This is a genomic window from Plantibacter flavus (assembly GCF_002024505.1).
GTDB lineage: Bacteria > Actinomycetota > Actinomycetes > Actinomycetales > Microbacteriaceae > Plantibacter > Plantibacter flavus_A.
On sequence record NZ_CP019402.1, the window covers coordinates 916644 to 936734 of the forward strand.

The 20091-nt window shown below is 70.3% G+C and carries 16 protein-coding genes and 1 pseudogene; 9 read left to right on the forward strand and 8 right to left on the reverse strand.

Annotation, left to right across the window (positions count from 1 at the left end; translation table 11 throughout):
* Positions 1-188: 188 nt before the first annotated feature.
* Entirely contained in the window at positions 189-695 is a 507-nt protein-coding gene (locus BWO91_RS04320; RefSeq protein ID WP_240555679.1) for a septum formation family protein, read from the forward strand.
* An 87-nt stretch (positions 696-782) separates the two neighbouring features.
* Here the strand turns inward: BWO91_RS04320 and BWO91_RS04325 are convergent, their stop codons facing one another.
* The 3 genes from BWO91_RS04325 to BWO91_RS04335 all read right to left on the reverse strand — a co-directional run bounded on the left by BWO91_RS04325 (position 783) and on the right by BWO91_RS04335 (position 3051).
* Complete coding sequence (locus tag BWO91_RS04325) at positions 783-1412, reverse strand: PadR family transcriptional regulator (RefSeq protein ID WP_064294217.1); 630 nt, start codon at positions 1410-1412, stop codon at positions 783-785.
* A complete protein-coding gene (locus tag BWO91_RS04330; RefSeq protein WP_079001465.1) occupies positions 1409-2266 on the reverse strand; it encodes a DUF4097 family beta strand repeat-containing protein in 858 nt (285 codons plus the stop codon). The genes BWO91_RS04325 and BWO91_RS04330 overlap by 4 nt, the downstream gene beginning before the upstream one ends.
* A 170-nt stretch (positions 2267-2436) precedes the next feature.
* Positions 2437-3051 carry a hypothetical protein gene (locus tag BWO91_RS04335; protein WP_079001467.1) on the reverse strand — a complete coding sequence of 205 codons (615 nt, stop codon included), beginning with the start codon at positions 3049-3051 and terminating at the stop codon, positions 2437-2439.
* 205 nt (positions 3052-3256) lie between these two features.
* On the opposite strand from BWO91_RS04335, the gene BWO91_RS04340 reads away from it, so the two are divergent.
* From BWO91_RS04340 to BWO91_RS04350, 3 genes are read left to right on the forward strand one after another with little or no spacing between them, the layout of a single operon-like run.
* A complete protein-coding gene (locus BWO91_RS04340; RefSeq protein WP_079001469.1) occupies positions 3257-3532 on the forward strand; it encodes a hypothetical protein in 276 nt (91 codons plus the stop codon).
* Positions 3529-3924: a hypothetical protein gene (locus BWO91_RS04345; protein WP_079001471.1), complete on the forward strand. Its 396-nt coding sequence runs from the start codon at positions 3529-3531 to the stop codon at positions 3922-3924. The genes BWO91_RS04340 and BWO91_RS04345 overlap by 4 nt, the downstream gene beginning before the upstream one ends.
* Positions 3921-5573 carry a hypothetical protein gene (locus BWO91_RS04350; protein ID WP_079001473.1) on the forward strand — a complete coding sequence of 551 codons (1653 nt, stop codon included), beginning with the start codon at positions 3921-3923 and terminating at the stop codon, positions 5571-5573. Before BWO91_RS04345 ends, BWO91_RS04350 begins: the two co-directional genes overlap by 4 nt.
* 95 nt (positions 5574-5668) lie before the next feature.
* Here BWO91_RS04350 and BWO91_RS04355 read toward each other — a convergent pair whose 3' ends face one another.
* Positions 5669-6376: a response regulator gene (locus tag BWO91_RS04355; protein ID WP_079001475.1), complete on the reverse strand. Its 708-nt coding sequence runs from the start codon at positions 6374-6376 to the stop codon at positions 5669-5671.
* A complete protein-coding gene (locus BWO91_RS04360; RefSeq protein ID WP_079001477.1) occupies positions 6373-8031 on the reverse strand; it encodes an ATP-binding protein in 1659 nt (552 codons plus the stop codon). The genes BWO91_RS04355 and BWO91_RS04360 overlap by 4 nt, the downstream gene beginning before the upstream one ends.
* Before the next feature lie 199 nt (positions 8032-8230).
* Between BWO91_RS04360 and BWO91_RS04365 the strand changes: the two genes are divergently transcribed.
* Positions 8231-9553 carry a cation:dicarboxylate symporter family transporter gene (locus BWO91_RS04365; RefSeq protein ID WP_079001479.1) on the forward strand — a complete coding sequence of 441 codons (1323 nt, stop codon included), beginning with the start codon at positions 8231-8233 and terminating at the stop codon, positions 9551-9553.
* Between the two features lie 64 nt (positions 9554-9617).
* On the opposite strand, the gene BWO91_RS04370 is transcribed toward BWO91_RS04365, so the two are convergent.
* Complete coding sequence (locus tag BWO91_RS04370; RefSeq protein WP_079001481.1) at positions 9618-10283, reverse strand: YczE/YyaS/YitT family protein; 666 nt, start codon at positions 10281-10283, stop codon at positions 9618-9620.
* Positions 10284-10346: 63 nt separating this feature from the next.
* On the opposite strand from BWO91_RS04370, the gene BWO91_RS04375 reads away from it, so the two are divergent.
* Positions 10347-11789, forward strand: coding sequence for a PLP-dependent aminotransferase family protein (locus BWO91_RS04375; RefSeq protein ID WP_079001483.1), 1443 nt, complete (start codon positions 10347-10349; stop codon positions 11787-11789).
* A gap of 144 nt (positions 11790-11933) precedes the next feature.
* Positions 11934-15095: pseudogene (locus BWO91_RS04380) on the forward strand (efflux RND transporter permease subunit); the annotation flags it as partial.
* An 899-nt stretch (positions 15096-15994) separates the two neighbouring features.
* Here the strand turns inward: BWO91_RS04380 and hutH are convergent.
* Positions 15995-17683, reverse strand: a complete 1689-nt coding sequence (hutH, locus tag BWO91_RS04385; RefSeq protein WP_240555681.1) for a histidine ammonia-lyase — start codon at positions 17681-17683, stop codon at positions 15995-15997.
* A 45-nt stretch (positions 17684-17728) separates the two neighbouring features.
* Between hutH and BWO91_RS04390 the strand changes: the two genes are divergently transcribed.
* On the forward strand, positions 17729-18481 hold the full coding sequence (locus tag BWO91_RS04390; protein WP_079001485.1) for an IclR family transcriptional regulator: 753 nt from the start codon (positions 17729-17731) through the stop codon (positions 18479-18481).
* A 55-nt stretch (positions 18482-18536) separates the two neighbouring features.
* Here BWO91_RS04390 and BWO91_RS04395 read toward each other — a convergent pair whose 3' ends face one another.
* Positions 18537-19019: a hypothetical protein gene (locus tag BWO91_RS04395; protein ID WP_079001486.1), complete on the reverse strand. Its 483-nt coding sequence runs from the start codon at positions 19017-19019 to the stop codon at positions 18537-18539.
* A 150-nt stretch (positions 19020-19169) separates the two neighbouring features.
* Between BWO91_RS04395 and BWO91_RS04400 the strand changes: the two genes are divergently transcribed.
* Entirely contained in the window at positions 19170-20087 is a 918-nt protein-coding gene (locus tag BWO91_RS04400) for an AraC family transcriptional regulator (RefSeq protein ID WP_167620435.1), read from the forward strand.
* Positions 20088-20091 lie beyond the last annotated feature (4 nt).

The following is a 20091-nucleotide window of genomic DNA, read 5'->3' on the forward strand; positions in this document are numbered from 1 at the left end:
TCGGGAACCGGAGTCAAGCGGGGATGAGCTGGATGGACAGGCATCGTCACCCGACCGTGACGCAGTGTTCATCGACCGGGGGAGTGGCGGACCCGGATGGTCGACCAATATCCTGATCGACGGCTGTTGCCTGGCTGTGAGCCCGGACAGTCGCTCGTGATCGACCACCCACCTCAAGGACCCTCATCGTGACCGCTCGCCGTCCTCTCCTCCCGCTCGCCCTGGCCGCCCTCGCCGCGACCCTGACGCTCTCCGGGTGCAGTGTCGTGGAGGGCATCCTCCCGAAGCCCGCCGAGACCCGGGACGCGCAGTCCGGCGAGATCGTCGGTGGAGGTACGACGGACGTCTTCACCCTTTCGGTCGGCGACTGCCTGAACGACGAGTCGTCGTCCGACGAGGTCACGGAGGTGCCGACCGTGCCCTGTTCCGAGCCCCACCAGTACGAGGTGTACGGCGAGGTCACGCTGACCGGCGACGAGTGGCCCGGCGAGGAGGCCGTCACACAGCAGGCCGACGACGGTTGTTACGCGCAGTTCCAGGCGTTCGTCGGGATCGTCTACGAGGACTCCAACCTCGAGTTCAACTACTACACGCCGACCGAGGCCAGCTGGAACGGGGTGGACGACCGGCTCGTCACCTGCGTGATCTACGACTCCGCGGCGACCACGGGGTCGCTGGCCGGGGCCGCACGGTAGCTCGACCGCACGCGCCGCGCCGACGGAACCGCCCGACTCCAGCAAGGGGTCGGGCGGTTCCGTGTCTCGGCTCGCGTGGCGGGGCGGTCAGCCCTGCAAGCGCTCCCGCAGGCGGTCGCGGACGGCGACGAGGTCGGCACGCAGGGCCGACACGGTGTCATCGTCCAGCGCGCCCCCACGGGCGACGTGCTCGCGGAGTTCGGCTCGGACCGCCTGTCGGAACTCGTTGATCGACACGTCGGTCTCGTGGAGCGCCAGGCGACCCTGCACCTTCTGATCGGCGCTCTCCTCGGCGGTCGACGTCCAGCTCGGACCGGGCTTCGCGGACTGCTTCGCCTCGCGCGCTGCGGAGGCGAGATCGGCCCGGAGGCTCTTCATGGCCGCCGTGACCCCGCTGCGGACCTCGTCGGCGATACGGCGGACGGAATCGGTGAGCTGGTCCTCGATGCCGTCGAGCTCACCCGCCCGTGCCGCGAGCTCGGCCCGGCCCGCCTCGGTGATCTCGTAGACGGTCTTCCGGCCGTCACTCGTCTTCGTGACGAGTCCCTCCTCCTCGAGCTTCGCGAGGCGCGGGTAGATGGTGCCGGCGCTCGGGCTGTAGGTGCCGCCGCTCCGGTCGGTGAGCGCCTGGATGAGTTCGTAGCCGTGCTTCGGCGACTCGTCGAGCAGGCTCAGGAGGTACAGCCGCAGGCTGCCGTGGGCGAAGACGGGGCTCATGCGCCTGCCTCGCTCCCTGCGGTGGTGGCCGCGCCCGCCGGCTCAGCAGCCGGGCGGCGGAGGACGGTCACCGCGCCGCCGACGGTGTTCATGCGCACCTCGGCGAACTGTCCGGACAGGGCGCCCGTGTGCGAGTTGTACCCGCCACCGCGCAGTCCCTTGAGGACGACGCCGTCGATCGCCAGGCGGCCGCCGACCGAGTTCGCCGTGTAGCGTGCGGCGAGTTCCTCGTCGAGGCGGACCGTGATCGCGCCGCTCACGGTGTTCAGGTCGAGCTGCTCGCACGCACCGTGGATGTCGAGGAGCAGGTCGGAGGAGACGCCGTCGATCGAGGCGCGCGTGATGTCGCCGGAGACGGTGACGTCGCCCGAGACCGTGTGCGCCTGGATGCGACCCGTGTGGTTCTGGACCGTGAGCTCGCCGCTCACGGAGTTGAGGTCGAGTCGTCCGGTCATCCGGTCGGTCACGAGGTCGCCGGACACCGTGTTGAGCTTGGCGTCCGCGGTGAGGCCTGCGACCAGTCCGCTGGCGCTCACGACGCCGAACGTCAGGGCGATGTCGCGGGGGACGAGGACGCTGACCTGGGCCGTGGCGCGGTTGGCGCCGAAGTTCGAGAACACTTCGAGGAAGTTGTCCCACCGCAGCTGCGGGTGGTCGATCTCGGCGACGTCGCCGTCGATGGTGATCTTGAGGTCCTTGCCGGTGACGGCCCCCACCTCGATGCGGGCGCCGGGCTCGTCGTGTCCGATGATGTCGACCTGGCCGCCGATGAGGCCGACCTTGAGCCGTCTCACGAGTTCGAGGTCGATGATGCGGCTCTCGCCGGGAGCGATGATCCACTTCTCCTGTGCCATGGTGCGGTTCCTTCCGAGTGATCGCGATATATCGCGTTGAACTGGACTTCACGATATATCGCGTTTCGGCGCGTGGCAACCCCTGGAACCTCCGGGATCACCCGGAGTCGACCCTGGGATCGGCTGCCGCCCGATCGCGGCCCCGCACGTCCGGCCGGACCGGCCGCCGCTCAGTACCAGGGAGCGATGGCCAGGTCGTCGGGGACGGACCCCTCGTCGACCGGCGGCCCACTGCCGTCGAGGCAACTCGATCCGGCGGGGACCTCCGAGTGCGCCGACCACGGGTCGTCGGCCTCGGCATGGAAGGGCACGTAGCCGACGAGCTTCGAGGACGGGGGCCTCACCACGGCCTCGAGCGCAGCGGTGAAGTCGCCGAACTCCTTCGTGGCGAACACCGTCGCTCCCTCCAAGCCCGACGACCGATCCAGCTCGCAGGAGACGGCCACCGGCCGCCAACCGGCTTCGCGCAGCTGGACCAACATGGCGGTGGCGGCAGGCCAAGCGGGCCCACTCGGTCCTGGTTCCGCGGTCACGTCCGACGGCCAGAGGCCATCGACCGTGATCGCCCCGCGTTGCACGCTGACATTGGCGGAGGTGTCTGGAACCTGCGGCCCGCTGACGCTGCCGTCCGTGAAGAGCGGATCATCGGCAAGGGCTGCGAGCCGGGCGTCGTCGGTCCCGTCAGCCACGACAGGTTCCGCCGACAGGCCGCATCCCGTGCAACAGAGCGCGGCGACGAGGATGCTCAGCGACACGGTCGCGAGGCGGCGATGGATCTGCTGCATGACGGCCCCTTCCGCGGCGCCCGGGCGGACGCGTCACCCTCACCGTAACCGACGCCCCGGCGTGCGCCACGTCCGACGCCCGACGGGTGATGGGTAGTGCTGCCCATCGTCTTCCGGTGCTGGCGGGGACAGGGTGGAACCATCGGATCAGGCGCATCACCGGGATCGACCGGCAAGCGCGAACAGCATCGGAGAGCGGGGACCCATGAGTGGCACGATGCAGGTGGACGACGCGGGCCTGACGGCGGTCGTCCAGACGGTGGGTCGGGCGGCCACGAGCGCGACGGGGATGTTCTCCACGTGCCTCGACACGTCGTTCCTCGACGAGCAGGTGGCCGCGAACGCCGCCGCCTTCGAACTGACGTGGCGGACCGAGATGACGGAGGCGGGCAAGACGCTCGACGACTTCGCACGGTGGATGCAGCACGTCGCGGACACCATGGCCAGCACGGACGCGGCCCTCGCCGAGGACGCCTCATGACCGCGCCGTCGCCACAGGCTCCGCCACCCACGGTGGTCCCGTCCGATCGCCGTGACGCGTCCGAGCGGGCCGCGACCGGCGCTCGGGTCGCGTCGCTCGCCGCGGAACTCCGCGGGGCCGGTGTCCCCGCCGGCGTCACCGAACAGGTCGCGAGCGTGGTCCGCACGGCCGGTCTCGACGCCGTGATCGACCTCGGTGCCGGCATGCTGACGGACGAGCAGGCGGGGGTCGTCCTGCTCGACGCCCTCCTCGACGCGCGTCGTCGAGGTGCCGGCAGCGCTGAGACCGCCGCCGAGCTGCGCGCGGTCGCCGGATTGCAGACCGTCGTCCGGCAGCTCCTCTCCGGACTCGCCACGACCACCCGTACCGCCGGGATCGGAGACCGCTCGTGAACCTCTCCGAACTGCGCACCAAGAGTTCAGCCGAGATCGACGTGCTCGCCACCTTCATCGGTTCGCTGAGCGGCGACCCGATGAGCTTCATCACCTCGATCGGATCGTTCGTCGATCGCGCGGTCGGGCTCATCCCCAGATCCTCCACGTTCGCGGACACCCCACCGCCGGGTGATCCGGCCACCATCGACGGGCTCGCGGAGCAGTACGAGCACGCGGCGCTCGCCGCCGAGACCATCCAGACCACGCTCTCCACCGTCACGGTATCGAGCCTGCCGGACGCCTTGGTCGGGGTGACCGGCGCGAGCGCGGCACACGTCCTGGCGTCCGTCGACACCCTCGTCGGCTGCGAGATCGAGGGGCTCCGGACCGGGGCCACCGGTTTGCGCGACTACGCGGACGCCATCACCGCGGCCCGCAGCGCTCACCATCCGGGTGCGGACACCATCCGCGACGGTCAGCGGACCATCGGGAACATCTCCGTCAACCCATGGGCGATGACCAACCCGATCACCGGAGCCGGAGAGGTCGCCGGGGTGATCTCGGACCTCATCCGCGGGGCCGGCCAGATCCTCGACGGCGTGTCCGTCTGCCACGACGCCTACGACGACGCATGGGCGGCCGGTGAGGCGCTGCAGCGGGCACTGTCGGACTCCGAGGGCCACGCCGTGCTCGCGGGCGTCGAGGTGCCCGTGGGTCAGACACGGCTGGACGGCCTCGTCTCGCGGACGCAGTTCCCGAACGGCGACCCGGACGGTTCGGTCCTCTCCGAGACGGAATGGGCGAACTACGTCCAGAACTGGAACGCGATGAGCGACGACGAACGCGAACGCATCCTCGCGGCGATGGAGGAGTCCGGCGATCCCGCCGTCAGCGCCCTCCTCATGAGCGCGATCGCCACCGGCGCCGGCATTTCCTCCGTGCTCGCCCTCGCCGACGCGATCAAGAACGCTCCGCCCGGCGAACGTCAGCGCATGATCGACGAACTCACGAACCTCGGCGTCGGCGACAACGGGGACGCCACGGTGAACGGCGAGACCTTCGACCAGTACAACAACAAGACGTGCGGATCGACGACGCTCATCACCCTGGCCGCCCAGTCCGATCCGTTCCTCGCGTACTGGCTGCGGACCGGCGAGCTCCTCGACGGACATGTGCCCGACTACCTCCGGGGACTCGACCTGGCCGACGCGGCCGGTCTGGAGACCGAGGATCGGATGACGTTCCTGCAGCAGGCCGTCCAGGACCGCGCGAACGACCTGTTCCCCGGCCCGGTCGATTACCCGAACGTCGCGGGTACGGCACCCGGCGGCGCGGTCGACGAAGCCGACCGCACCGGCACCGACTACCACATCGACTGGACCAACCTCCTGGGTGGCGACTCCGGCAGAGGGGCGGCGCTCACCGAGGCGGCGGTCGCCGCGAACGACGGGACCCCCGTCCCGCTGCTCGTCGGCCCCGGTGACAACACCATCCCGCAGCACTATGTGCTCATCATCGGCTTCCACGACGGCGACTACGAGATCTACGATCCGTCGACCGGCGAGACGAACTCCGTGGATGAGGACATCATGCTGAACGGCTCGGATGAGCCGGTCACGGGCTTCGCGAACTGGAACCAGATCTACGCCGTCGTGAACCCGAGCTGACCCGTCGACAAGCTCAGGGACCGGGTGGGGTGGCTCGGGGACCGGGTGCGGCTCAGGGGGCCGGGGTGCGCGACCGGGTGGGGACCGACGTCCGCTCACCGCCAGCGGTACTCGAGCTCCGGGCGCCCAGGCGTGCCGTAGCGCGGCGAGCGCTCGACGGCGCCCGTCTCGGCGAGGTACTCGAGGTAGCGCCTGGCCGTCACCCGCGACAGGGACCCGGCGGCCGCCGCCTCGCTCGCCGAGAGCGGTCCGGCCGCCTGCCGGAGGAGGTCCGAGACCAGACGCAGGGTGTCCTCCGAGAGCCCCTTCGCCAACTGCGGACGGGAGGACGGCGCTCGCAGCGTGGCGAGGGTGAGGTCCACCTCGTGTTGGCTCGCGACCGAGCCCTCCGCCGACATCGTGTGCCGGAAGGAGCGGTACGCCTCTAGCTTGTCGGCGAACGCGGGGAACGCGAACGGCTTGATGAGGTATTGGACGATGCCCGCCGAGACCGCCGCCCGGACGATCCGGAGATCACGGGCCGCGGTGATGGCGATGACGTCGACGTCGACACCCGCCGTCCGGATGCGTCGGCACAGCTCGAGACCGTGCGCGTCCGGCAGGTTGAGGTCGAGCAGGACGAGGTCGATCCGGTCGTCGGGGGAGCGACCGGCCGCAGTGGCCCGAAGCGCCTGCATCGCGGTGGCCGCATCGCCCGCCACACCGGCGAGCTCGAAGCCCTCCACGCGGCGCAGATAGGACGCGTGGGCCTGCTGGGCGATCGGTTCGTCCTCGACGACCAGGACCCGGATGTGCCCGCTCATGTGCCTGCCTCGTCCCGGACCCCGACCGCGGCCGGCAGCGTCACGACGAACGCCGAGGACGGCTCGCGGACGACCTCGATCGTGCCGCCCAGCCGCGTCACGGCCTGCTGGACCAGCGCGAGACCGAACCCCCGACCGTAGCGGCCGGGCTCCTTCGTCGACCAGCCGCGCGCGAACGCGAGGTCGAGGGTCTCCGGGGGCAGGCCCGGTCCGCTGTCGGTCACCTGGATCACGAGCTCCGTCGTCTCGGCGTCGGCGGACCGCTCGGTACCGAGCTCGTCCGGTAGTCCCTGTCCGAGGTAGACCTCCACCCACGGGCGCTGGCCGGACGCCGCGTCGATCGCGTTGTCGATGAGGTTGCCGAGGATGGTGACGATCACCGCCGGGTCGACGCGCACGCGTCCGAGCGCGGGGTCGCTCTCGAGGTGCAGCTCGACCCCCTGCTCGGCCGCCTGCGCCGTCTTGCCGAGCAGCAATGCCGAGATCACCGGCTCGTGCTCCGCCGCGAGCACGCGGTCGGTCAACCGCTGACTGGCCCCGAGTCCCTGCGCCGCGAGGTCGAGCGCCTCCTCCCGCCGGTCGAGCTCGATGAGCGAGACGATCGTGTGCAGCCGGTTCGCGAACTCGTGGGTCTGCGAGCGCAGGGCGTCGCTCATCGTCCGCATGGACGCCAGTTCGCCGCTCAGGTGTTCGATCTCGGTGTGGTCGCGCAGCGTCATCACCCAGCCACGCGGGTGCGGGCCCACCGTCTCGCCCGGACCGACCGCCGACTCCTGGTTCACGACGAGCACGTGCTCGCGCGTGAGGTGGATCTCGTCGACGGCCTGACGCCCGCTCGCGAGGAGCTCACGCAGGCCGGCGTCGATCGGCAGCTCGTCGACCGGCACCGCGCCCGGGGAACGCTCACCGAGCGGCAGCCCGAGCAGTTCGGCCGCCTGGTCGTTGACGAGCACGAGACGGCGGTGTCGGTCCACGAGGACGAGCCCCTCGCGCACCGAGTGGAGCACCGATTCGTAGTAGTCGAACATCCTGGCGAGGTCCTCAGGTCCGCGCGACCCGGTGACCCGCGCGAGGTAGCGGCGGAGCGTCCAGGAGCCGATCGCGCCGATGACGAGCACGAGCAGGGCCGTCCCGAGCAACCACGGCACCCGGGTCTCGAAGGTCTCCGACACGTTGCTGACCGTGACGCCCGCGGCGACGAGGGCGACGACCTCGCCGGCGCCGTCACGGATGGGTGCCACGGCGCGGACCGAGGGGCCGAGCGTGCCCGTGTACGTCTCGGTGAAGGTCCGTCCCTCGAGCGCCGGTCCGATCGTGCCGATGAACGGCTTGCCGATCTGGTCGCGCTCACGGTGCGTGTACCGGGTGCGGTCCGGAGCCATGATCGTCACGAAGTCGACGCCGGTGTCGCGCATGAGCGCCTCGGCGTACGGCTGGAGCGCGTCCGACGGGCGCTCCGAGCCGAGCTGCGCGACGACGTAGGGGTTGTCCGCGACGCCGTTCGCGACGTCGAGGCACTTCGCGACCGCGCGGTCCTCGGTCTCGGTACGGGCCTGGAACCAGAGCAGGACACCGGCGACGAGTGTCATCGCGACGACCGCGACGAGCTGAACGAGGAAGAGCCGCGAGGCGATGCTCCTGGACCGACCGGCCATCGCGTCACCTCCGTCTGCTCCGTCGCGTCGACCCCTCAAGTATCGGGGGTGACGAGGGCCTCAGGCGTCGCCGACCGCGACCAGTACGACCACAAGCGGTCACTACGACCACAACCCGGCCGATCCGCCGACGTGGTCGCAGCATGGGTCGATCGACCACCCGCTGCCGCACTGACGCGGCCGACGAAACGGATCCGGAATGGCAATGACGCTCTCCTCCCTGAAACGGCTGGACAAGACCCACTACCTCTACCTCGCGGTGATCGTCGCGGTGCTCGCCGGCATCGTCGTCGGCCTCGCCGCCCCGGAGTTCGCGAAGGGACTCAAACCCATCGGCGACGCCTTCGTGGCGCTGATCAAGATGATGATCGCCCCGGTCATCTTCTGCACCATCGTGATCGGCGTCGGGTCCATCGCGAAGGCCGCGACCGTCGGCAAGGTCGGCGGGCTCGCGCTGCTGTACTTCATCGTGATGTCGACCTTCGCGCTCGCGATCGGCCTCGTCGTCGGCAACCTCATCCAGCCGGGCGCCGGCTTGAACCTCGCCGAGACGAGCTATCCGGTGGAGGGGGAGGCCAAGAGCACGACCGAGTTCATCCTCGGCATCATCCCCACGACGCTCGTGTCGTCGCTGACCGGCGGCAACATCCTGCAGGTCCTCTTCGTCGCCCTGCTCGTCGGCTTCGGCCTGCAGAAGATGGGCGCGACGGGTGAACCGATCCTGCGCGGTGTCAAGCTCATCCAGGCGCTGGTGTTCCGGGTGCTCGCGATGATCATGTGGATCGCGCCCGTCGGCGCCTTTGGCGCGATCGCCGCCGTGACCGGGTCCGCCGGTGCGAGCGCGCTCGTGGGGCTCGCCACGCTCATGATCGCGTTCTACATCACCTGCGCGTTGTTCATCGTCATCGTGCTCGGTGGCGTCCTGCGCCTCGCGACGGGCTTCAACATCTTCAAGCTCATGAAGTACCTCGGCCGTGAGTACCTCCTCATCGTCGGCACCTCCTCCTCCGAGGCTGCGCTGCCGCGACTCATCGCGAAGATGGAGCACCTCGGTGTCTCCAAGCCGGTCGTCGGCATCACCGTCCCGACGGGCTACTCCTTCAACCTCGACGGCACCGCGATCTACCTCACCATGGCGTCGATCTTCATCGCCGACGTCATGGGTGTCCCGATGAACCTCGGGGAGCAGATCTCGCTCCTCGTGTTCATGATCATCGCGTCGAAGGGCGCCGCGGGCGTCACCGGCGCCGGTCTCGCGACCCTCGCCGGCGGCCTGCAGGCCAACCGACCCGACCTCGTCGACGGGGTCGGCCTCATCGTCGGCATCGACCGCTTCATGTCGGAGGCGCGTGCGCTCACGAACTTCACCGGCAACGCGGTCGCCACGATCATCATCGGCACGTGGGTGAAGGAGGTCGACCGGGTGCAGGTCGGCGAGGTCCTCTCCGGTCGCTCGCGGTTCGACGAGGCGACGATGAGCGTCGACGACCACACGGGCGCAGTGGCGGTGGCGAAGCCCTGAGGCATCGGCACGTCGACAGGCTGAGGGACCGGACAACCCGGTCCCTCAGCCTGTCGAAGGGTGCTCAGTTGGCCGGGGAGTCGACGATCGGCTTCGACGGCGGGGTGTCGCCCTCCAGCACCGCCTCGTCCACGGCGGTGGTTGATCGCTCCGTCCGCGGAGCGATCCGGAACAACGGGATCGTGTAGCCGCAGATGGGGCCGATGAGCACGGCGAAGAACACCGTTCCGATGCCGACGTTCCCGCCGAGCAGCCACCCGATGCCGAGGACGACGAGCTCCACACCCGTGCGCCCGACCCAGATCGGCCACCCGGTGACACGGTGGATGCCGGTCATGAGGCCGTCCCGCGGGCCGGGGCCGAAGTTGCCGCCGATGTAGAGGCCGGAGGCGACGCCGAGGAGGAGCAGTCCGCCGGCGAACAGCAGGATGCGCGCCCACAGGTCGAGGTCCGCGGGGATGAACGCCAGCCCGATGTCGGCCGAGGGCCCCACGAGGAGGACGTTCAGGACGGTGCCGACACCCGGCCGCTGCTTGAGGGGGATCCAGGCGAGGAGCACGAGCCCGCCGACGATGATCGTGATGAGTCCGAAGCTCAGGCCCGTCCGCAGGTTCAGTCCCTGAGTGAGGACGTCCCACGGGGCGACCCCGACGGCACCGCGCACGATCATCGCGATGGCGATGCCGTACAGGAAGAGGCCGATGAGGAGTTGGAGCACACGACGGGTCATGGTGGACAATCCAATTGCACGATTGGCTTTGGCGCTAGAGGCCAATCCGGGTATCGTGGTTCAATGGCTTCCATCACCCTGAGTGCCCGATCGCTCGCCGCCCTGCTCGGGCAGTGGAAGACCGCTGCGCCCGCATACCGCGGTCTCGCCGACCGCATCCGACTCCTCGTCCTCGACGGACGCATCCCGGTCGGCACCCGTCTGCCGGCCGAGCGGGAACTGGCCGATCGGCTCGCGCTGAGCCGCACCACGGTCACTGCGGCGTACCGCGAACTGCGCGAGGCGGGCTACCTCCGCAGCATCCGCGGTTCTGGCAGCGTCACCCTCCTGCCGTCGGCACCCACTGCGCTGGCACCAGTGCCACAGGGCGGGTTCCTCGACTTCAGCAAAGCGGCCGTCCCGCCGTGCCCGGAGATCATCGACGCCGTGTCCACCGCCGCCGCAGAACTGCCGCGGTACATGCACGACTTCGACTACGACCTGGTCGGCATGCCCGAGCTGCGGCAGGCCATCGCCGACCGCTACACCGCGCGCGGGCTGCCCACCGACCCCGACGAGATCATGGTGACCGTGGGGGCTCAGCACGCGATCGCCCTCATCGCGCGCACCCTGCTCAGCCGAGGTGACCGCGTCCTCGTCGAGATGCCGAGCTATCCCCACGCCTACGAGGCACTCCGGGCGGCCGGGGCCAGGCTCGGCGCGGCGACCGTCTCCTCGGAGACCGGCTGGGACGTCCGCGAACTCGAGCAGTGGTTCGAGCGCACGAGCCCCGCGATGGCGTACCTCATGCCGGACTTCCACAACCCGACCGGGGCGTCGATGCCGCTCGAGACCCGCCGACGGGTCGCCGCAGCCGCCGAGCGGCACGGGACGGTGCTCGTGATCGACGAGACCACGGCGGAACTCGATATCGACCGGCCGACGGACCAGGGGCTCGACGGCACGCCGTTCGCCGCTCTCGAGGGTGCGCCGGCGTCGATCATCACGATCGGTTCGGTGGGCAAGACGATCTGGGGCGGGCTCCGCATCGGGTGGATCCGGGCCGAGCGCGGCACGATCAGGAAGCTCGTCTCGGCACGCTCGCTGGGCGACCTCGGCACGCCGATCCTCGACCAGCTGACCGTCCAGCAGTTGATGCCGGCGATGGACGGCATCGTCGCCCGGCGCGGGGTCGCGCTCGGCGAGACCCGCGACCGGCTCGTCGACCTCCTGGCCGACCGCCTCCCCGAGTGGACCGTGCCGCGGGTCGACGGTGGGATCGCCACCTGGGTGAACCTCGGCGAAGCAGCGTCATCGCAGCTCTCGCTCGCGGCGCGGAGTCACGGGCTCGTGATCGTCGCGGGGCCGCGGTTCGGCATCGACGGTGCGTTCGAGCGCTACCTGCGCATCCCGATCAGCTATCCGTGGGCCCAGACGGAGCAGGCGGTCGAGCTGCTGACGCAGACGTGGCACTCCGCGATGTTCGGGCACGTGCCGGCCCTGGACTACCTCGAAGACGTCGTCTGACCTGGAGTGCTGAGGGCCGGACGCTGCTCCACAGGCAGTTGATGCCCGGGTGGTGTCCACCCCTCGCCCGAGACCGCCGTCGGGCGGGTGCGCGGTGACATACTTGCAGAGTCGGCACCTCTCGCATCAACCGAAAGCGGCTCCGTGCACCTGCTCTCCGTCCTCAGCATGAAGAACCGCGCGTTGATCGCGCTCGTCACCATCGTGGCCGCCGTGTTCGGCGTCCTGGCGGTGGGCGGCCTCAAGCAGGAGCTCATCCCGTCGGTCCAGTTCCCGCAGCTCGCGATCATCACGAGCTACCCGGGTGCGGCACCCGAGGTCGTCAACGACGACGTCTCGACCCCGATCGAGACCGCGATCCAGGGCGTGCCCGGTATCGAGTCCACCTCGGCGACGTCGAGCACGAACTCGAGCCTCATCAGCGCGACCTTCACCTACGGCACGGACCTCGCCACCGCCGAGCAGAAGATCACCCAGGCGATCAACCGCATCAAGTCGACCCTGCCCGACACCGTCGACCCGCAGGTGGTCAGCGGCAGCATCGACGACCTCCCGGTCATCCAGATCGCCGTGTCCGGCGCGGCCGACCAGGACTCCCTGGCCGAGGTGCTCTCGAGCTCCGTGGTCCCCGACATCAAGGACGTCGACGGCGTCCGCGACGCGGCGATCGTCGGCGAGGTGGGCAAGCGGGTCACGATCACCCCCGACGACGCCAAACTGGCCCTCGCGGGGCAGACCAGCCGGGTCATCGGTACGACACTGCAGCAGAACGGCTCCCTGCAGCCCGCGGGCGACATCACCGAAGGCGACAAGACGTTCTCCGTGCAGACGGGCACGAAGCTCACCTCGGTCGCCGACATCGCCGCCCTGCCGATCACGGGCGCCTTCGCCGCCGACGGCTCCGTCCTGACCATCGGCGACGTCGCGACGGTCGCCCTGAGCGACGACCCGATCACGTCGATCTCGCGCGTCGACGGCGAGCCGGCGCTCACCATCGCCGTCACGAAGCTGCCCGCGGCGAACACCGTCGAGGTCTCGCAGGGCGTGCGCGACATCCTCCCCGAGCTCGAGCGCACCATCGGGTCCGATGCCAAGCTCACCGTCGTCTTCGATCAGGCGCCCTACATCGAGCAGTCGATCGAGTCACTGACGACGGAGGGGCTCCTCGGTCTGGTCTTCGCGGTCCTCATCATCCTCGTCTTCCTGCTCGACGTCCGCGCGACGATCGTGACCGCCATCTCCATCCCGACCTCGGTGCTCATCACCTTCATCGGTCTCCAGGTGGCCGAGTACTCGCTCAACATCCTCACGCTGGGTGCGTTGACGATCGCCATCGGGCGCGTGGTCGACGACTCCATCGTCGTCATCGAGAACATCAAGCGGCACCTCTCGTTCGGCGACAACCGCACGGGCGCGCAGCGCGCCGGATCGATCCTGAGCGCCGTCCAGGAGGTCGCCGGAGCCATCACCGCGTCGACCGTCACCACCGTGGCCGTGTTCCTGCCCATTGCCTTCGTCGGCGACGTCACCGGCGAACTCTTCCGACCCTTCGCCCTCACCGTCACGATCGCGCTGCTCGCGTCGCTCCTCGTCGCGCTCACCATCGTGCCGGTGCTCGCCTACTGGTTCCTGCGGGCTCCGAAGGCGCAGCGGCTCGCGGCCGCTGCCGCAGCAGAGGAGGCGTCGGCCGACGCGAACGCCGAGCCAGTGCGGAGCCGACGGGAACGCCGAGTCAGCGTGCAGGACGAGGACGACCTCGCGAAGCCGTCGAGGCTCCAGCGGGCGTACCTCCCGATCATCCACTGGACGCTGAAGCACTCGGCCGTCACCCTGCTCTTGTCGCTGCTCGTGCTCGGCGGCACGATCGCGCTAATCCCCTCGATGAAGACGAACTTCCTCGGCGACTCGGGCCAGAACACGCTGACGGTCACGCAGACCCTGCCGGTCGGCACGAGCCTCGACGCCCAGGACGCGGCGGCGAAGCAGGTCGAGACGAAGCTGCGCGACATCGACGGCATCGACACCGTCCAGCTCTCGATCGGGTCGAGCGGAAGCTCCCTGCGCGACGCGTTCTCGGGTGGCGGCGGTGGAGCCATCACCTACTCGATCACGACCAGCGAAGACGCCGACCAGACGGCACTCCAGAAGACGGTCCGCAAGGACCTGTCCGGCCTCGACGACGTCGGCGAGATCGAGGTCGCCGCGTCCGCGGGCTTCGGTGGGTCGAGCGACATCGAGATCGACATCACCTCCGCACGGCAGAGCGACCTCGCGGAGGCCGCCGACGCGATCCAGCAGGCCGTCACCGGCCTCGACGGCATCGACCAGGTCACGAGCAACCTCAGCGAATCGCGACCCTACGTCCAGGTGGCCGTCGACCGCGACGCCGCTGCCGCTGCAGGGTTCAGCGAGGTCGCGCTCGGGGCGTACGTCTCGCAGCTCATGCAGCCGACGACGGTGGGCTCCATCGTCATCGACGACACCACGCTCACCATCTACGTCGACGCCCAGGACCCACCGACCACCGTCGACGCCCTCGCGGCGACGGAGATCCCCACCGCCACCGGCCCGAAACGCCTCGACGCTCTCGCGACGGTCTCGCAGGTCGACGGACCCGCGACGATCTCGACCGTCAAGGGGCTTCGCTCGGCCACGATCAGCGCGACTCCGGGCAGCGACAACCTCGGCACCGCCAGCGCCGAGGTGCAGACGGCGATCGACGACGTCAAGCTGCCCGCCGGCACCACGGCGACACTCGGGGGTGTCACGGCATCGCAGAGCGACGCCTTCGGCCAGTTGGGCCTCGCGCTCCTCGCCGCGATCCTCATCGTGTACGTCATCATGGTCGCGACGTTCCGTTCGCTGCGGCAGCCGCTCGAACTCCTGGTGTCGGTGCCGTTCGCCGCCACCGGTGCGATCGGCCTCCAGGTGATCACCGGCGTGCCGCTCGGTGTCCCGTCCATCATCGGCGCGTTGATGCTGATCGGTATCGTCGTGACGAACGCGATCGTCCTGGTCGACCTCGTGAACCAATACCGGCGACGCGGCATGACGGTGGTCGAGGCGGTCGAGCACGGCGCGGCACGCAGACTCCGCCCGATCCTCATGACGGCACTCGCGACGATCTTCGCGCTCACCCCGATGGCGCTCGGTGTCACCGGGCACGGCGGGTTCATCTCGCAGCCGCTCGCGATCATCGTGATCGGCGGGCTTGTTTCGTCCACCGTGCTGACGCTCGTCGTCCTGCCGTCCCTCTACAACCTCGTCGAGGGGTTCCGCGAGCGTCGCGAGCAGCGGCGGGTTGCAGCCGTGCCGAAGCCGACAGCGCGCACGGTCGCCGCGATCGAGGGTCCGCGGGTCGCGACGGTCCCCGCTGAGGAACCGGCCCTCGTCGGCGCCGGTGGTGGAAGTGCTGCAACCGTGGCCACCGCGCCTGACGCGTCCGTTCCGTCGGCCACGGCGGACGCGGCTTCGGCGGACGCGGTTCCAGATGCCGCCGCTCCCGCTGGTGCGGAACCGACGGAGGAGGCCCCGATCGATTCGGTTCCCGCGGACGCTGGACCGGCCGATGCGGTTCCCACGGACTCGGGTGCGGCACCCGAGACGCAGGTCGCTGCGCCGAGTGAGCCGGCGGTGGATCGACCGATGACGCGCCCGGCTGCGCACGAAGCCCACGAAGCCCACGAAGCCCACGAAGCCCACGAGGTGCACGGGGCGCATGTGGCGACGGGTGACGAGCTGCCGCGCACCGAGGCGATCACCCTCCCCGGCATGGTCTCCGACGCCCCTGCGGACGAGGTCGCGCATTCCGGCGAGCACGCCGCCCCAGCGGCGGAGCCTGAGCCGGACGCGCAGGCTGATGCGGACGCGCAGGCTGATGCTGATGCGGTCGCTGAGCCTGAGTCGGTCCTGGAGCCGGGGCCAGCGGCGGAGTCCGAGCTCCCTGCTGAGTCTGAGCGAGCTACCGAGTCCATGCCGACGCCCGACACCGAGTCGACGCCAGCCGCTGAGTCGGCGTCCGATGCCGATACGGCACCCGCTACCGAAGCGTCATCGGGCACCGAACGGCCGAAGCGCCGCCGCGCGCAGTGGCCGTGATCGACCACCTGCCGCTGGGTCGCTGAGCTGCGGCTCGCGCGGATCGACACGAAGCCCTCGGGAACGCCGTCACCGGCGCCCGAGGGCTTCGTCGTGTGACGCCCGACTCAGCGGAGATCGCCGACCGCGCCGGTGACCGCCCGCACGACCCCACCCGACTGCACCAGTGCGGTGACCGCCTCGATCTCGGGGGAGAGGAACCGGTCGGGACCGGGACCCGTGACCTGCTCACGCACCCGGCGGAGCACCGCCCCGGTGCCGACGGCCGGCTCGAGCGGGCCGCGCAGGTCGAGGCCCCGGGCTGCCGTCATGACCTCGATCGCCAGCACCCGGCTGAGACCGTCGATCGCCCTCCGGAGCTTCCGCGCCGCCGCCCAACCCATCGAGACGTGGTCCTCCTGCATCGCGGAGGACGGGATCGAGTCGACGGACACCGGGTGCGCCAGGCGTTTCAGCTCACTCACGATGCCGGCCGCCGTGTACTGGGCGATCATGAGGCCCGAGTCGACACCGACCTCGTGTGCGAGGAACGGCGGGAGGCCGTTGCTCCGGCTCCGGTCCAGGAAACGGTCGGTGCGGCGCTCCGACATGGACGCGACATCGGCGACGGCGATCGCGAGGAAGTCGAGCACGTAGGCGACCGGGGCACCGTGGAAGTTCCCATTCGACTCGACGCGTCCGTCCGGTGTGAGCACCGGATTGTCGACGGCACTCGCGAGCTCACGCTCGGCGACCATCGCGGCGTGGTCGACGGTGTCCCTGGCGGCACCGTGCACCTGCGGGGCACAGCGCAGTGAGTAGGCGTCCTGCACCCGGGTGCACTCGGGACCCCGGTGGCTCGCGACGATCGGGGAGCCGTCGAGCAGCAACCGCAGGTTCGCGGCGCTCTCGGCCTGACCCGACTGCGGGCGCAGGGCCTGCAGGTCGGCGGCGAACACCGCGTCCGTGCCGAGCAGGCCCTCGACGCTCATCGCCGCGGCGACGTCGGCGGTGCGCAGGAGCATCCGCAGGTCGTCCACGGCGAGCGCGAGCATCCCCAGCATGCCGTCGGTGCCGTTGATGAGCGCGAGCCCCTCCTTCTCGGCGAGCTGTACCGGGACGAGGCCGGCGTCGGCCAGGGCGTCGGCTGCAGGACGACGGCGTCCGTACGAGTCGGTCACCTCGCCCTCGCCCATCACCGCCAGCGCGCAGTGCGCGAGGGGCGCGAGGTCGCCGGAGCAGCCGAGCGACCCGTACTCGCGCACGACCGGGGTGATGTCGGCGTTCAGCATCGCTGCGTAGGCGCGGACCGTCTCCACCCGCACCCCGGTGCGGCCCGTCATGAGCGTCGAGAGCCGCAGCGTCATCAGGGAACGCACGACCTCCCGCTCGACGACGTCACCGCTGCCGGCGGCGTGCGAGCGGACGAGACTCGCCTGCAACTGCGAGCGGCGTGCCGGCTCGATGAACGTGGTCGCGAGCGCACCGAACCCGGTCGAGATCCCGTAGTGGGGCTCGGGGTCGGAGGCGAGCGCTTCGATGATCCGACGGGATGCGGCGACGTCGTCGAGGGCCTCGCCGTCGAGGTCGATCCGAGCGCCGTGCCGAGCGACGGCGACGACCTCGTCGATCGACAGCGGTCCGGTGCCGAGGGAGACCGAGGTCAGACCGACGGGCTCGGGATGCGGGCGACCGGAGGTCGTCGGATCGCTGGTGGTCGGGGTCGCGCCGGGCTGGATGTCCATGTTCCGATCGAACACCCGGACGCCGACCGCGGCGGTGCGCGTAGAGTCGTCCGTGTCTGGGATGACAGACATGGGCGACCAGGCGGCCGCGTTCGAGCCGCAGAGACGAGGTCAACGGTGAGTCAGGTCCCGGCAGCCGACGCCACTCTGCGCGTGCTGAGCCATCTCGCCGGAGCCCGCGGCCCGCTTCCGGCCGCGGCCATCGCCTCGGCACTCGACCTCCCGCGATCGACGGTCTACCACCTCCTCAGCGTGCTGCAGGAGCACGGCTTCGTGGTCCACCTGCCCGAAGCCCGTCGCTACGGGCTCGGGGTCGCCGCCTTCGAACTCTCCGGCGGGTACGCCCGGCAGGAGCCGCTCAGCATGCTCGGGCGCCCACTGCTCGCCGAGCTGGTCGACCGGGTGGGTGAGAGCGCGCACCTCGCCGTGCTGCACGGCCGGGATGTGCTCTACATCGTGGACGAGCGTGCCCCGCGTCGGCCGCACCTCGTCACCGATGTCGGGGTGCGCCTCCCGGCTCACCTGACCGCCAGCGGCTGCGCGATCCTCGCCGCGCTCCCGGCCGGCCAGCTGCGCGCCCTGTTCCCCGACCAGGCGGCGTTCGTCGACCGCACCGGCCACGGGCCGAAGCGGTACCGGGAGCTCCGACAGGTCCTGGCACAGACGACCCAGGACGGCTATGCGCGCGAGGCGGGCGGGGTGACGCTCGGTCTCGGGAGTGTCGGGGTGGTCGTCCGCGACCACACGGGGTGGCCGGCGGCGGCGATCGCGGTCACCTACGACGCCGATGCGGGACTCGATCCGGCGTGGCTGGCCCGCGAGATCCAGCCGGCGGCCGCCGAGCTGTCGCGGCGGATCCGAGGTCGCTGAGCGCTCAGCGGTGCGGGCGGAGCGTGCGGGCGGTGCGGCGGCTCAGGAACCGTGGTCAGGCGACCGAGCGCAGGATGAGCTCGAGCAGTGCGGTCGCATACGCGTCGGGCGCCGTCGCGGCGCTGAACCGTCGCAGTTCGCCGCCGAGCTCGACCACGACGGAGTACGCCTCGGCGTCGCCCAACGACAGGAGGACGTCGAGTTCGTCGTCGAGCGTCGGCTCGCCGTCGGTCGGCGCAGCCGGGGACACCGCGCGTTCGAGCGACCGGAACGAGCCGCGCAGTAGGGCACGCAGCTGGTGTTCCGACGGCAGCCAGAGCGTCTCCTCCTGATCGACGGAGTCCAACGCCCACTCGGTCGTGCCGTTGAAGCCGAAACTGCGGCCACCCGGGTGCTCGTGCACCTCGACGGTCATCTCGCTCACCGTGAACACGTCGCCGGCGAGCTCGCCGCCGTCGATGGTGAAGCGGTCGCCGGGTTCGGGGGTCCAGCGCAGGCCGGCGGTGCGGAGCGCTCGGGCGAGGTCAGCGGAGATCATCAGTCCAGTATCGCCGACCACCGTGCGATGCGGCTGGCAACCCCTCGATTCGGACGGAACCCTGTGCGAGGGTGGATGGACTCTTCGAAGGGTCCGATGATGCCCGCACCTGATGATGGCCTATCCGGTCGGTTTCCTGCGCGCGGCCGCGTGACCACACGACGGTTCGAGGGGACGACCGGGATGCAGGAGGCGTCGGGCGCGCTGCGATTCGTGGACGTGGACCCCGATCGGTTCTCGATGACGGTCGACTCGGTCGTGCTCGGCGAGTACGTCCTCCATCGCAACACAGTCGGGCCCGGGACGTTCGACGTCCTCGCCGACGCCTACGGGCTCGATGAGCCGGTCGCGACGATCGTGATGCTCATCGAGGGTGCGGCCAGCCTGGTCCACGGCCGACAGCAACTCGACCTGCTCCCCGGGACCGGAACGCTCACGGAGGGCGCCGAGACGTATCGGACGACGATCCACGACCACGCGACCTATCTGTACGTGTTCGTGCCGATGCGTGCGCTCCGCCGCCTCGGCATCGCCCCGACGAGCGCCCTCGGCCCGCTGGCGCCGTCGCCGCTGCTGCGGGGGAGCGCCGCGTTCCTCGTGGAGGTCATCTCCGCGTTCGAGCCGATCGGCGGCGCCGCGCAGCTCAGACTCTGCCGGGTGATCGACACGATGCTCGCGACGCTCTACGCGGAGAACGACCTCTTCCGGGCCGAGGGTGAGGCCGGACGGGTTCCGCTCCGGCTCCGGATCATCGAGCACATCGCCGCGTCCTTCGCCGAGCGGGAGCTGCGACCGGAGACGCTGGCGCGTCGCTTCAACATGTCGACCAGGTCCCTGCAACGGGTGTTCGAGGGCTCGGGAACGAGCGCCGCGGGCGAGATCGCCGAGCGGCGGGTGCAGCTCGCGCTCGCCCTCCTCTCGGACCCCGATCACCGAGGCCTGTCGATCGCCGAGGTCGCGGCCCGCTGCGGCTACCACTCGCAGGCGCACCTCCGTCGAGCGGTCGTCGCGCACACCGGTCTCAGCCCGAGCCAGTTCCGGGAGCAGACGAAGGCGGAGGACGCCTGACGTC